The 14173-nt window shown below is 70.8% G+C and carries 10 protein-coding genes and 2 tRNA genes; 9 read left to right on the top strand and 3 right to left on the bottom strand.

The features are described from left to right. Positions 1 to 90: 90 nt before the first annotated feature. On the bottom strand, positions 91 to 1002 hold the full coding sequence (locus BRM1_RS05820; RefSeq protein WP_202410716.1) for a 3-methyladenine DNA glycosylase: 912 nt from the start codon (positions 1000 to 1002) through the stop codon (positions 91 to 93). Between the two features lie 136 nt (positions 1003 to 1138). On the opposite strand from BRM1_RS05820, the gene BRM1_RS05815 reads away from it, so the two are divergent. The 9 genes from BRM1_RS05815 to glpK all read left to right on the top strand — a co-directional run bounded on the left by BRM1_RS05815 (position 1139) and on the right by glpK (position 12431). After that, on the top strand, positions 1139 to 2485 hold the full coding sequence (locus BRM1_RS05815; protein WP_268529221.1) for a hypothetical protein: 1347 nt from the start codon (positions 1139 to 1141) through the stop codon (positions 2483 to 2485). Positions 2486 to 2536: 51 nt separating this feature from the next. Then, positions 2537 to 4021, top strand: coding sequence for a DUF7507 domain-containing protein (locus tag BRM1_RS05810; RefSeq protein ID WP_268529219.1), 1485 nt, complete (start codon positions 2537 to 2539; stop codon positions 4019 to 4021). A gap of 284 nt (positions 4022 to 4305) precedes the next feature. Further along, on the top strand, positions 4306 to 6525 hold the full coding sequence (locus BRM1_RS05805; protein WP_268529217.1) for a hypothetical protein: 2220 nt from the start codon (positions 4306 to 4308) through the stop codon (positions 6523 to 6525). A gap of 162 nt (positions 6526 to 6687) precedes the next feature. Continuing rightward, positions 6688 to 7494, top strand: a complete 807-nt coding sequence (locus BRM1_RS05800) for a fumarylacetoacetate hydrolase family protein (RefSeq protein ID WP_268529214.1) — start codon at positions 6688 to 6690, stop codon at positions 7492 to 7494. A 178-nt stretch (positions 7495 to 7672) separates the two neighbouring features. Beyond that, positions 7673 to 9103 (top strand): glutamate--tRNA ligase, encoded by a 1431-nt coding sequence (gene gltX / locus BRM1_RS05795; RefSeq protein WP_268529722.1) that lies wholly within the window; start codon positions 7673 to 7675, stop codon positions 9101 to 9103. Positions 9104 to 9130: 27 nt separating this feature from the next. After that, entirely contained in the window at positions 9131 to 10426 is a 1296-nt protein-coding gene (locus BRM1_RS05790) for an alpha/beta fold hydrolase (RefSeq protein WP_268529211.1), read from the top strand. Between the two features lie 124 nt (positions 10427 to 10550). Continuing rightward, positions 10551 to 10622: transfer RNA gene (locus tag BRM1_RS05785), tRNA-Gln, on the top strand. 36 nt (positions 10623 to 10658) lie between these two features. Next, positions 10659 to 10731, top strand: a tRNA-Glu gene (locus tag BRM1_RS05780). Between the two features lie 125 nt (positions 10732 to 10856). Then, positions 10857 to 12431: a glycerol kinase GlpK gene (gene glpK / locus BRM1_RS05775; protein WP_160952087.1), complete on the top strand. Its 1575-nt coding sequence runs from the start codon at positions 10857 to 10859 to the stop codon at positions 12429 to 12431. A 113-nt stretch (positions 12432 to 12544) separates the two neighbouring features. Here the strand turns inward: glpK and BRM1_RS05770 are convergent, their stop codons facing one another. Together BRM1_RS05770 and BRM1_RS05765 are read right to left on the bottom strand one after the other, a co-directional pair. Beyond that, positions 12545 to 13252 carry a DUF4282 domain-containing protein gene (locus BRM1_RS05770; RefSeq protein WP_160952088.1) on the bottom strand — a complete coding sequence of 236 codons (708 nt, stop codon included), beginning with the start codon at positions 13250 to 13252 and terminating at the stop codon, positions 12545 to 12547. Between the two features lie 68 nt (positions 13253 to 13320). Next, positions 13321 to 14043 (bottom strand): IclR family transcriptional regulator, encoded by a 723-nt coding sequence (locus tag BRM1_RS05765; protein ID WP_160952089.1) that lies wholly within the window; start codon positions 14041 to 14043, stop codon positions 13321 to 13323. Between the last annotated feature and the right edge of the window lie 130 nt (positions 14044 to 14173).

Genomic DNA, 14173 nt, shown 5'->3' with positions numbered 1-14173 from the left:
TGCTGCCTCCTGGGATCGGGTGCCTGTTTCGGTCGTGGATGCGGGTGGGTCTCAGAGGCGCGCTCTGGTCTTGGCAGTGCGCTGCTGGGCTCAGGCGCGCGCCGGCTGGGGCGCGGCCGCCTGCACCCCGGCGGCGGCCAGGGCCGCGAGCAGGCGCCGGCGGATCTCCTGCGCCCGCACGCTCAGCGCCTCCTGGCGGCGCTTGTATTCCGCCTTGCCCGCGGCGGTCTCGATGCGCACGGGCTCGAGCCCCCAGTCGTGCAGATCGTAGGGGGAGGCCTCCATGTCGAGGCGGCGGATGTCGACGGCCAGGTCGAATGCGTCGAGCACCGTCTCCGAGGCGACGATCGGCTCGAGCTTCATCGCCCACTTGTACAGGTCCATGCCGGCGTGGAGGCAGCCGGGCTGCTCGTTGGCGACCATCCCGGTGCGCGTGGGCTGCAGCGTGTTGAGCGGGCGGGCGGGCTCGGTGAAGAAGCGGAACGCATCGAAGTGGGAGCACTGCACGCGGTGGCCCTCGACCACCGCGTCCGTCTGCGCACGGCTCAGCCGCAGCGGCACCTGCCCGTGCCGGCGGTCGTCGTCGGACTGACGGTAGACCATGGCCCACTCGTGGAGCCCGAAGCAGCCGAACGTCGCCTCCCGGTGCAGGGTGGCGGTGAGCAGGCCCGCGATGAAGCGGGCGCCGTCGCCGCGCTGGGCGCGCCACTGCTCAAGGTCTACGGCCGCGGTCTGCTGCTCCTCGTCGAGTGCGTACCAGCGCCGGGCGAATTCCGCGCGGTCCGGCCCGTCGCCGAGGCGCACGCGGACACCCGCTCCCGGGTGCCAACGTGCCAGCTTGCCGGGGGAGAAGGGGTAGTAGGTGAACAGGAAGTCCTCGACGGGGTGCGCCTCGCCGCGCTGACGGCGCGCGCGGTGTGCTGCGGTGCGCTGGTCGGCGCGCTGCGCGTGCCGGTCGCGGGCGGCGTGCCACGCGGCGGCGGGCAGCGGTGCAATGTCCATGGCACCAGTGTGCCTGAAGCCATTCGTTCCGATTGTCCGATGGCATCATGGAATTAGGAAAGAATTCACATGAGTTGCCTAGGGTGGGGTGCGATCGCACCGGCATCAGGGCCTGTGCGCCGACATCGGAGTCACCATGTCCCTTCGCACCTCGTTCCGAGCCGCGGGCGCGGCGCTTGCCGCGCTGAGCCTGGCGGCCGTTTCCTCCGCGACGCTCGCGCCCGCCGCCGTCGCCGCCCCCGGTGACCCCCGGCAGGACACGGGTGCGGAGACCTCCGTGGCCAAGGTCAAGGGCAAGGGAGTGGGCTCGGGCCGGTGGGGCATCGCCGGTGCCGTTGAGACGGTGGGCTCGGGTGGCAGCACGTACAACTACGGGGTGCAGTTCGCGCCGGACGGGTCGCTGTGGGTGACGGACTCCGGGAAGGTCTACTGGTCCGGTGGCGGCTCGCAGGGGGGTACGCCGCGCGTCTTCCGGTACGCGAAGACCGGCAGCGACTTCGCGCAGGGGCAGTACACCGTCAACGGCTCCTGGGACCCGGGATGGAACGGGGGCCTGAGGGGCGGCAGCGCCAACGCCGGCATCGGAGCCAACTGGCAGGCGGTGGGGCAGCGCACAGTCATCAGCGAGCCGTACGCCGCGCCCAAGCCCAATCTGACGAACGGGCCGCGCCCCATTACGTTCGACAAGAGCGGCCGCGCGTGGATCGTGAATTCGGAGAACGGCGACCCCTATTCGGCCGACGAGTCGGCACCGCACCGCAAGGTCCAGGTGCTGCGCGCCGACGGCACGCCGGAGGCGACCTTGGGGTGGGGTGGGAAGTGGCCCGATCGCGACCATCCCGGCGTCACGTTCTACGGCACCGGCGCGGCGACGACCCCGGATGGCAAGATCCTCACGACCTCGGAGACGTCAAACCGCCTCAACGTCTTCGACCCCACCACGATGCAGGCCACGGGGCAGATCCCGCTCGACCTGCCCGCGGGCAGTGACAACTCCGATGACAAGGGCTACCGGTCGCCCTATGCGGTCGCGGTCGATCCCGTCGACGGCTCGATCTACACCGGGCTCGTCGATTTCCGCGACGCCCCTGGCATGAAGACCCAGGTGCCCTACGTCGAGAAGCGGGACGCGTCCGGCAAGCTCCTCGCCAAGCTCAAGAGTCCCTCGGGTGCCGCGCCCTTCCTGCGCACCGGTCAGGTCGTGTTCAATGTCGTGGTGAATCCGCACAACCGACACGTCTTCGCGTGGTCGCAGTTCAACAGCGGCGTCGTCGAGTGGGACGAGGACGGAAGCTTCGTGCGCTCCTGGAACGCGTCGAACAACACGGTGGGGGGCGTCGCCAAGGCGGCCGGGGTAGCCACGGAGGCGTTCCCGGGCATGGGCACCGTGCGCGGGCTCACGTTCGACGAAGGCGGACGAATGTACCTCACGATCAACGAGGGCGGCAGCTCGATGGGCAGGGACTCGAGCCCCGGGTCATGATTCTCGGGCAGACTCCTGCCCCGGTGAAGCAGGGGGGGTGCGTGCCGAAGTGTGGATCGCACCCAGGCCCAGCTGTCGTGGCAGGCTCCACCGGCTCAGGCGCAGACCGAGGCCGGCAACGGCGGGCTGCCGATCAAGGACTACGTCGTCGAACAGCACATGGAGGGGGACGTGGACGCCAGCGGTGCAGACCGCTGGACGGTCGTGCCGAAGAAAGAAGCCTCGACGAAGACACGCTGGACCGTCGAAGGGCTTGACCCTGCCAAGCACTACGATTTCCGGGTCTCCGCCTGGAATGAAGCGGGCAACGGCGATTGGCTGCGGCTCGAAAACCAGCGCACGATTCGCATGGCCGACGACTCCGCGGAGTTCGGGCTGGGCGCTCCGAGTGTCAAGGTCGACGTGCTCGACAACGACGTCCTGCTGAGCGACCCGTCGGCCGTGCCGCCGCTCGAGGAGGAGCCGGTCGATGCGGAAACGGCCAAGACGCTCAAGATCCTCGATCCCCGCGACGACGCTCCGAAGAAGTACACGGACAGCCTGACGGTCGATGGCGAGGGCACGTACACAGTGGAGCACGGCGCGATTGTCTTCACTCCTGCGCGCGCCTTCGACACCGAGGGACCGCTGACGCCCATCACATATGCGTTGGGGCTCGAAGGCTGCCGCAGCCACGCGAAGCTCCGCCTTACCGCTCAGCCCAACAGCATCGCACTGGAGAAGTCCGGGAAACTCGCCGTCGGCGCTGCCGGTGCGGTCGGGGATCGGATCGACTGGTCGTTCACCATGAAGAACACAGGCTTCTCGACGTTGCTGGGGGTATCGCTGGGTGATCAGCTGACGGGAATGTCGGATTTTGCCTACGAGTGGCCCGATCCGGCGAAACCGGGTGAGCTGGCGCCAGGCGAGGAGGCGACGGCCACCGCGCACTCTGCCGTCACGGCCGAGCAGCGATCCGCCGGATTCGTCGTGAATTCCGCGGTCGTCACCGGAGTGGCAGGAGACCGCGAGGTGAAGGCGGAGGCGACAGCGCGGGTCGAGCTGCCGGACCCTCCGGAGCCGACGGCGTCCCCGACCACCGAGCCGACGGCGCCGACGACGCCGCCAACGCCGACGATTGATCCCACGCCGCCGACCACCGAACCGACGGAGCCAAGCACGCCGCCAACGGTCGACCCGACCGCGGATCCGACTTCCGAGCCGACGGTTGATCCCACGCCGGGCCCGACAACGGCACCGACGGGAACCCCGACGACGGGCCCCGCCCCCACCTCCGGTCCGACGAGCGGAGTTCCGTCTCCCTCGGCATCATCCGCCCCGAGCACGTCACGCCCGACTACTCAGCCGCCGGCCCCGGCCAGCAGTTCGCCGGGCGATCCCGGCAACCCGCCGGCGCCCGGGCCGAACGGACCGCCCGATGACCGCAGTCCGCTGCCGCGCACCGGTGTCCAGGGCATCGCCTCGGCACTCGTTGCCGCGGGATGCCTGATCGTGGGTGGCGTGCTTACCGCGGTGCGCGCCCGCCGGCGCCGCTGAGCGTGGCAGGTGTCCTGTCCCCACCGCCTTTCGCGGTGGGGGCAGGACGCCTTGTCGCTCGGGGCGATGCGGTTTGGCGAGGCCCTTAACGAACGCTTAGAGTAGGTTGCGCATCCTCTCACAAACATGAAAGCGACCCCCTTCATGCGCAGCCCCCAGAAGAAGCTCGCGGCCGCCGGTGCTGGCGCAGCGGCCTCCGCCCTCGTCCTCGGCTTCGCCGCTGTCCCACTGCTCGTTCCCCGGCACAGGCCGATGACGCAAGCGAATTGCCCGTTCCGGAAATCGTGAAGCAGACGACGATCGGGAAAACCGACTCCAAGGGCATCGGGTCCGGCAAGTGGGGTTACGTGGGCGACGTCAAGACGCAGAACCCCGATGGCAAGACGACCTACCCGTACGGCGTGAACATCAACCCGAGTGACGGATCGCTGTGGGTGTCGGATTCCGGCAAAACGGTGACCAGCAGGTTTAGCTGCGCGTTGGCTGGCTTCCCGGGTACGAGCCGCTGTCAGACGGGTGTACCGCAGATGGTGACCTACGCGAAGGCCGATGGCACCGAACAGCGCGCCAGCCAGTACACCGTGGACGGTGATTTCGCCGTCACGGCGAAGACAGCGATCTCCGATGACTGGAAGACCAAGAACACCGGTTTGGGCGCCCTCTTCGCCGCCCGCACCGAGGCTAGGACGAAGAAGCTCGTCGACACGGAGACCGACAAGTCCGAGTACCACGGCGATTCGTTCCATGGGCCGCGCGGCATCGCGTTCGACGGAGAGGGCAACGGCTGGGTGACGGACTCCGATGACCTCGCGAGCCCGCAGAACCCGGTCGCCGTCAAGATCTTCGACAAGGACCTCGATTTCAAGAAGGCGCTCGGCGGCAACAACTACGGCCAGTTCGATGCGCTCGACAATGCGAACTCCGCCCAGCCCATGTCGATCGCGACGCGTCCCAATGGGAACATGCTCGTCGCCAGCCAGAGCGGCAAGGGCAAGAACCGGCTCATCGAGTACAAGCCGGACGGCACGTTCGTCGGCACGATTCCCCTCGACCTCCCCGAGGGCTCGCCGGGACTGGTCAGCGACAAGGACACCGGTGCGCGGACCCCCCGAGGCGTTTCCGTGAACCCGAAGACCGGACATATCTTCGTCGCGCCCATGGACGGCTCGACGCAGTCGTGGGTGGGGCAGGGCGGCAACTCCATTGCGCCCTTCATCGTCGAGTACGACGAAAAGGGCGCGTTTGTGCAGAACATCGGCCAGGGTGATTACGGCACGCGCCAGGCCATGTTCGGCTCCCGCATCGATCCGAAGACGCAGGAGGTCTGGGCATGGTCCGCCGACGGCGGCTTCAACGAGTACAAGGCGGATGGCACGCTCGTCAAGAAGTTCACCGATAAGGACTTCTACGGTCTGGAGCACATCCGCGGCCTGGTCTTCGACTCCAACGGCCGTGTGCTTGCCAGGACGAAGGAGGGCAGCAATTCGAAGACGGCGCTCAATCGCGTCATGATGCTCGGTCAGACTCCGAATCCGACGACGGAGGTCTCTGGCACCCTCGTGCCGTCCGAAACCCCAGCGGAGACCGCCCCGGCGAGTGCTGTCGCCAAGGCGGCCCGCGCGGACGCCGACGAGCCGACGTGCGGCGTCACCTCTCCGGCACCCGCAGCGCCCACCTACGAGACCGCGGACCTTGATTGGGCGAACGCCTCGGTGAGCGGCGCGCTGCCCTATCGCCAGACCGAAGTGCGCGACTTCTCGATCGAGGCCCGCATGCTCGACGCCGATGATCAGCCCACCAGCGACTGGAAGCTCGTCGACCACAGTTCCGCGACGTCGGAGCTTGGGCGCGACGGGGTCAAGCTGCCGGAGCCGCTGAAGGCGGGCAGCGAGGACAAGGTGCAGTTCCGCGTCGCGGCGTGGAACGAGGCCGGCAACGGGGACACCGGAGGGATCACCCTCCAGGCGCCCCCTGCCCCTACTGCCCCAGCACCCACACCGTGCGAGACGCCCAGCGACGCGCCCTCTCCTTCGGATTCGGCCTCGCCGTCTCCTTCCGACTCGGTCTCCCCGTCCCCGTCGGAGTCGGTCTCCCCGTCTCCTTCAGATTCGACGACTCCGTCTCCATCGGCTTCGGTGACTCCCTCCCCGTCGGACTCGGTCACACCGTCCCCCTCGGACTCGCAGACCCCGGAGCAGACGGACACGACCACCCCCTCGGAGACGAGTAGCGCTTCGGCCACCCCGAGCGCTTCGAGCACCCCGACGAAGCAGCCCAGCCGGAAGCCGAGCCCCGCGCCGTCGACCTCGTCGGCTCCGGCGCCGGGCCCCAACCCCGGAGAGAACCCCGGGGACGGCCCCACGCAGCCGGGCAGCCCCGACCAGCCGAACAGCCCCCTGCCGCGCACCGGTGCGGAGATCGCGGGCGCGCTGGCGGCGGCCGCGCTGCTCATCGGCGGCGGCGTCCTGGCCGTGACCGCCGGCCGCAGGCGCAGCCGGAAGTGACGGCGCTACCGCCCAGCCGCCCGAGCAAGAGCGGCGGCCGGGTGGGCCTGAGCCGCAGCCGCGCGCACTGAGGCGGGAGCGCAGGCGGGCTCCCGCGGGCATATCGCCCGTGGGAGCCCGCCTCCCTCGTCCCCGGCCGGGGTCACGACCTAGACTGACGACATGCGCATAGCGAGATTCGTGCACAAGGATGCACCTGCCTACGGAGTGGTCGAGGGCGAGCTCAAGGACGGCGAGGGCGCGCGGTTCGACACCTCGGGCCTCGAGATCGCCGTGTTGGACGGCGACCCGTTCTTCAGCCCGGCCCAGTCGACCGGGGAGCGCCTGGCCTTCGACGACGTACGGCTGCTCGCGCCCATCATCCCGCGCTCCAAGGTGATCGGCGTGGGCCGCAACTTCGCCGACCACGCCAAGGAGCTCGGCAACGAGGTGCCGGTCTCGCCGCTCACCTTCTTCAAGCCCAACACCGCGGTGATCGGCCCCGGCGATCCCATCCGGCTGCCCGCCATCAGCGAGCACGTGTCCTACGAGGGCGAGCTCGCGGTCATCATCTCCCGCGTCGCCAAGCAGGTGCCCGCGGACAAGGCGTACGACTTCGTGCTGGGCTACACGGCGGCCAACGACGTCACGCTGCGCGACATCCAGGGCACGGACAAGCAGTGGTCGCGGGCCAAGGGCTTCGACACCTCGTGCCCGTTGGGCCCGTGGATCGAAACGGAGCTCGACCCGGACGATGTCCGCATCCGCTCCTGGGTGGGCGATGAGCTCAAGCAGGACGGAACGACCGCGGACTTCATCTTCGACATCCCCCAGCTCATCGAGCACATCTCGGAGACCATCACCCTGCTGCCCGGCGATGTCATCCTCACCGGCACCCCGGCGGGCGTGGGCAGGATCGAATCCGGTGACCGCGTGACGGTCGCGATCGACGGCCTGGGCGTCCTCGTCAACCCCGTCATGGACGCCTGAGCCACCGCCACCCGCCACACAGACACCGCGGCCGCTTCCCAGCCACCTCCACCGCCGGCCGCCGTACACAGCGCCCCAGCCACCGCCCACAGCAACCAGCCCACCGCACAGAGTAAGGAAACGCGTGAACGTCAGAGTCCGCTTCTGCCCGTCGCCCACCGGCACCCCCCACGTCGGGATGGTCCGCACGGCGCTGTTCAACTGGGCGTATGCCCGCCACACCGGCGGCACGTTCGTCTTCCGCATCGAGGACACGGACGCGGCGCGCGACTCGGAGGAGAGCTACGGCCAGATCATCGAGGCCATGCAGTGGCTGGGCCTCGACTGGGACGAGGGCATCGACGTGGGCGGGCCGCACGGGCCCTACCGCCAGTCCGAGCGCGGGGAGATCTACCAGGACGTCATCGCGCGGCTCAAGGCCGGCGGCCACGTCTACGAGTCCTTCTCGACGAACGAGGAGGTCGAGGCCCGCCACCGCGCCGCCGGCCGCGACCCCAAGCTCGGCTACGACGGCTACGACCGCGACCTGACCGATGAGCAGCGCGCCGCGTTCCGCGCCGAGGGCCGCGAGCCCGTGCTGCGCGTGCGGATGCCGGACGAGGACATCACGTTCACGGACCTCGTGCGCGGCGACATCACGTTCCGCGCGGGCACCGTGCCGGACTTCGTGGTGGTGCGCGCCAACGGCCAGCCGCTCTACACGCTGGTCAATCCGGTCGACGATGCGCTCATGGGGATCACCCACGTGCTGCGCGGTGAGGACCTGCTCTCCTCCACCCCGCGCCAGATCGTGCTCTACGAGGCGCTCAAGGCCATCGGCATCGCGGAGCAGACCCCCGCGTTCGGCCACCTTCCCTACGTCATGGGGGAGGGCAACAAGAAGCTCTCCAAGCGCGACCCGGAGTCCAACCTCTTCCACCACCGCGACCGCGGGTTCATCCCCGAGGGGTTCATCAACTACCTGGCGCTGCTGGGCTGGTCGATCGGCCCCGACCGCGACGTCTTCAGCGTGCAGGAGTTCGTCGAGGCGTTCGACATCGCCGACGTCAACCCCAACCCCGCCCGCTTCGACCTCAAGAAGGCCACGGCCATCAACGCGGACCACATCCGCGAGCTGCCCGTCGACGACTTCGCCCAGCGGCTCATCCCGTACCTCGCCGCAGCCGGCATCGTCCCCGCCGAGCCCGAGGCGCGGGACAGGGAGATCCTCGCGGCCGCCGCCCCGCTCGTCCAGACCCGCATGAACCTGCTGAGCGAGGCACCGGACATGCTGGGCTTCCTCTTCACCCCCGATGCCGAGCTCGAGCTCACCGAGGACGGCCTCAAGACGCTCAAGGACACCGCCCCGCAGGTCCTGGCCGCGTCGCTGGAGGCCCTCGAGGCGCTGGCCGACTGGACGACGGACTCCCTCCACGACGCACTGCAGGCCGCCCTCGTCGACGGGCTGGGCATCAAGCCCCGCCTGGCGTTCGGCCCGCTGCGCGTGGCCGTGTCCGGCCGCCGCGTCTCGCCGCCCCTGTTCGAGTCCATGGAGATCCTGGGCCGCGAGTCGACGCTGGCCCGCATCCGCGCGCTCGCGGCGCACCTGGCCGCGCAGCCCGAGGGCTGAGCCGCCCGCACCGCTGAGGAGGAATCCGTGCCCACGGCTGCCTATCGCCTGCCCGCGCTCGCCGTCGAGGAGCACGCCATCACGGTGCCGCTCGACCACTTCGGCGACGAGCCCGGCGAACTCGAGGTCTTCGCCCGCATCGTCGGCACCCCGGGGGAGGCGAAGCCCTACCTGCTCTACCTGCAGGGCGGCCCCGGCTCCGAGGCGTTCCGCCCCACCGCCGCGCACCCCGCCTGGCTGCCGCGCGCGCTGCGCGACTACCGGGTCATCATGCTCGACCAGCGCGGCACGGGCCGCTCGAGCCCCGTGGGCCGCGTCGACGGCCGGTTCCACGGCACCGGGGGAGCGCAGGACACGGCCGGGGTCGCCGCGCGCCTGCGCCACTACCGGGCCGACGCCATCGTCGAAGACGCCGAGGCGCTGCGCCGTGCGCTCGGCATCGAGCGCTGGGCGGTCCTCGGGCAGTCGTTCGGCGGCTTCACCGCCCTGTGCTACCTGGCCGCCCACCCGGCAGCGCTCGACCTCGCCCTCTTCACCGGCGGCCTGCCCCGCGTCGTCGACGAGCGGCTGGCCGCCGACGGCCTGGCCGGGCCCGGCGGGGCGGACCCGGACGTCGCGCATGTCTACCGCGTGACCTGGGAGACGATGCGGCGCAAGTCGCAAGGGTTCTGCGCCCGCTTCCCCGCCGACGCGCAGCGCCTGGAGCGCCTCGCCGAGCGCGCCGCGGAGAGCGGCATCGCGCTTCCCGGCGGCATCGTCGCCGGCCCCGAGCACATCCGCAGCCTGGGCCACGTGCTCGGCACCGCGCACGGCGCGCAGACCCTGCACTACCTCCTCGACTTCGACCCCGACACCGCGGCCTTCCGCCACGACGCGGCTGCCGCCCTGCCGTTCTCCGCCCGCAACCCCGTCTACGCCGTGCTCCAGGAGTCGTGCTGGGCCAACGGCGTCGCAACGGACTGGGGCGCCGTGCGCGCCCGCCCGGCCGGCCTCGATTCGACCTGGCTGGCCGGCGAGCACATCCACCCCGGCCTCCTGGCCAGCGGCGACCTGGCACCGTGGGCCGAGGTCGCCCAGGCGCTTGCGGAGCGGCCGTGGCCGCTCATGTGGGATCCGGGGGCGCTGCGGACGGCGGACGTGCCCGCCATCGCCGCGGTGTACTTCGACGATGCATACGTGCCGCGGGAGTTCTCACTGGCCACGGCCGCGCTGCTGCCGCACGCGCGCACGTGGGTGACGAGCGAGTACGAGCACGACGGGCTGCGCGCCTCGGGCGCGGCGGTGCTCGACCGGCTCCTGGCGATGGCCGCCGGCGACGCCTGAGCCGGGCCGGCTGCGGGGGTGATGAGCATCACCGCGGGGGCCCCGCGCTCGCTTTGCGCCCGCGCGCGGCGGTGTGTAATGTTATCTCTCGTTGCCGAGGCAGCCCGCAAGGCCAGCTTCGCAGTGGGATATGGTGTAATTGGCAGCACGAGTGATTCTGGTTCACTTAGTCTAGGTTCGAGTCCTGGTATCCCAGCGCTTATGACTCGCACCTGCGTGCCATAACGCCCCTGCTCCCGTCGTCTAGGGGCCTAGGACGCCGCCCTCTCAAGGCGGAAACGGCAGTTCGAATCTGCTCGGGAGTACAAGCAAGGGCCCGCGCCCTCGTGGTCAGCCACGGGAGCGCGGGCCCTTTCGCATTCCCGCAGCGGCCGCGCACGGCGCCGGAGGCCGCGCACGGTGCCCGCCCGGGGCAGGGCACAATGGGCGGATGAGCGAGCACACCACGGGGGCCGCCGCGCAGCGCTGCGTCATGGCCATCGACCAGGGCACCACCTCCACCCGCGCCATCGTCTTCGACCGGGCCGGGGCCATCGTGTCCTCCGCCCGCCTCGAGCACGAGCAGATCTTCCCCCGCCCCGGCTGGGTCGAGCACGACCCCGCCGAGATCTGGCAGAACCTGCGCAGCGTCGTCGCCGAGGCGCTCATCGGCGCCGACATCAACCGCCACGCCCTGGCCGCCGTGGGCATCACGAACCAGCGCGAGACGACCGTCGTGTGGGACCGTGCCACCGGGCAGCCGGTGCACAACGCGATCGTGTGGCAGGACACGCGCACCCAGGCGATCTGCGACCGGCTGGCCCAGGCCGCCGCGGGGCCGGACGGGGAACCGGACTACGATCGCTACCGCGAGCGCACCGGGCTGCCCCTGGCCACGTACTTCGCAGGGCCCAAGGCCGCCTGGATCCTCGAGCACGTGGAGGGCGCGCGCGAGCGGGCGGAGGCGGGGGAGCTGCTCTTCGGGACCACCGACTCGTGGTGCCTGTGGAACATGACCGGCGGCCCCGACGGCGGCGTGCACGTCACCGACGTCACGAACGCCTCGCGCACGATGCTCATGAATCTCGACACGCTCGACTGGAATGCCGACATCGCCGCCGACATGGGCATCCCGCTGAGCATGCTGCCCGAGATCCGCTCGTCGTCCGAGGTCTACGGCCACGGCCGCAAGAACGGCCTGCTCATCGACACCCCCATCGCCGGCATCCTGGGCGATCAGCAGGCGGCGACGTTCGGCCAGGCGTGCTTCGAGCGGGGCCAGGCGAAGAACACGTACGGGACGGGCAACTTCATGCTCATGAACACGGGCACGCAGCCCGTGCGCAGCGACCGCGGCCTGCTCACCACCGTGTGCTACCGGCTGGGCGAGGCGCCGCCCGTCTATGCGCTCGAGGGCTCCGTGGCCGTCACCGGCTCGCTCGTCCAGTGGGTGCGCGACAGCCTGGGCTTCATCGCGGACGCGCAGGACATCGAGGAGCTGGCGGCGCAGGTGCCGGACAACGGCGGGTGCTTCGTCGTCCCGGCGTTCTCCGGCCTGTTCGCCCCGTACTGGCGGCCCGAGGCGCGCGGGGCGATCGTCGGCCTCACCCGGTTCGTCGACCGGCGCCACATCGCGCGCGCCGTGCTCGAGGCCACCGCCTTCCAGTCCCAGGAGGTGCTCGAGGCGATGGACGCGGAGGCCCCCGCTGCGCTCACCGAGCTCAAGGTCGACGGGGGCATGGTGGCCAACGACCTGCTCATGCAGTTCCAGGCCGACATCCTGGGCGTGCCCGTCAGCAGCCCGCGCGTCATCGAGACGACGGCGCTGGGCGCGGCCTACGCTGCCGGCATCGCCGTGGGCTTCTGGGCCGGGGAGGACGAGGTCGCCGCGAACTGGGCGGAGGGCCGCCGCTGGGAGCCGCGGATGGATCCGGACGTGCGCGCGCGCAGCCTGCGGCTGTGGAAGAAGGCCGTCGAGCGGACCTTCGACTGGGTCGACGAGGACGTCCGGACCGCGCAGGCCTGAGCGCGCCTGCCGGCTGGGATGCAGACGGGCCGGGCCCGAGGCGAGACTCGCCTCGGGCCCGGCCCGCTTCCCTGTGCGCTGCCGGCCGGGCTGCGCAGGAGTGCCGCCGGAGCTCAGCGCTGCGTGTTGTCCGCCGTGGCCTGCGTGTTCTCCGCCGTGCGGATGTTGGCCACGAAGAATTCGATGACGACGCGCAGGCAGATGATGGAGAAGAACGTGATGATGGCGCCCACGATGATCGTGAAGATCACGAGGAAGACGCCGAAGCCCGTGCCGGGGCCGGCCGAGGAGCCGGAGTAGCTCGAAGCCAGCGCGGACGCCCCCGCCATCGTCACGCCCATGATGAGCGAGCAGATGACCGAGCCCACGTAGTTGAGGACCGCCAGGATGATCCCGATGACGTAGATGACCGAGGCGAACTTCACGGTCACGAAGTTGCGGAACTTCAGGTCGAACAGCGACTTCATGAATGACGCGCCGCCGGGCTGCCCGCCGTTCGCGGGCGCCGGGGCGGCGAAGCCGCCGGTGGCTGCCTGCTGGTCGTAGCCGTAGCCCTGGGCGGCCTGGGAGCCGTACTGCTGCGGGGCCTGCGCGTCGTAGCCGGGCTGGGCGCCGTATGCCTGCACCGGCTGCGAGCCGTAGGCCTGGGCCTGCGAACCGTAGGCCTGCGTCTGCTGGGGGTCATAGGCCTGCGTCTGCTGCGGGTCGTAGCCCTGCGCCGGCTGCTGGGAGCCGTAGGCCTGCGCGGGCTGCGAGCCGAACTGCTGGCCGCCGGTGTTCGCGTCGTAGCCGTAGCCGGGCTGCTGGGGGTTCTGGGTCATGTCGCTCCTTGGGTGAGTGGGTGGTGGGGTGCGGGCTGGCGGGGGAGCGCCGCGGGCGCTGTGCCGGCCTATCCGCGGTTGAGCGCGTCGGTGAGGGCCTTGGCGGCCTCGAGGACGGACTGGGCGTGGAGGCGCCCGGGCTGGCGGGTGAGCCGGTCGACGGGCCCGGAGATGGACACGGCCGCGACCACCCGGTTGCTCGGGCCGCGCACGGGGGCGGAGACGGAGGCGACGCCGCGCTCGCGCTCGGCGATCGACTGGGCCCAGCCGCGGCGGCGCACGCCGGAGAGCATGGTGGCGGAGAAGCGGGCCCCGCGCAGGCCGGTGTGGAGCCGGTCGGGCTCCTCCCAGGCCAGCAGCACCTGGGCGGCGGAGCCGGCCCGCATGCTCAGGGTCGCGCCGATCGGCACGGAGTCGCGCAGGCCCACCGGGCGCTCGGCGGCCGCGACGCACAGGCGCAGGTCGCCCTGGCGGCGGAAGAGCTGGGCGGACTCGCCGGTGCGATCGCGCAGCTGGCTGAGCACGGGGCCGGCCGCGGCGAGCAGGCGGTCCTCGCCGGCCGCCGAGGACAGCTCGGACAGCCGCGGTCCCAGCATGAAGCGGCCCTGCAGGTCGCGGCCGACGAAGCGGTGGAACTCGAGGGCGACCGCCAGGCGGTGGGCCGTCGGGCGGGCCAGACCGGTAAGGCTGACGAGCTCCGCCAGCGATGCGGGGCCGGCCTCGAGGGCGGACAGGACGAGTGCGGCCTTGTCGATGACGCCGACTCCGCTGCCGTTATCTGGAGAGCTCATGGGGCCCATTGTGCAATCTCAGCATCTAAGATGCAAGTCCGAATGGCAGAACGCGGCGGTAAAGTCGCTCGCACAGCCGCCCGGCGCCACCCGCGCTCCGCGGCTGCAGCGGACTGATACAGCAGTGCAG

Origin of the sequence: Brevibacterium sp. BRM-1, from assembly GCF_026802075.1 — a bacterium.
In the GTDB taxonomy this organism is placed as follows: domain Bacteria; phylum Actinomycetota; class Actinomycetes; order Actinomycetales; family Brevibacteriaceae; genus Brevibacterium; species Brevibacterium rongguiense.
The sequence above is the reverse complement of the archived record's forward strand: the minus strand, read 5'-3'. Positions and strand labels throughout refer to the sequence as shown.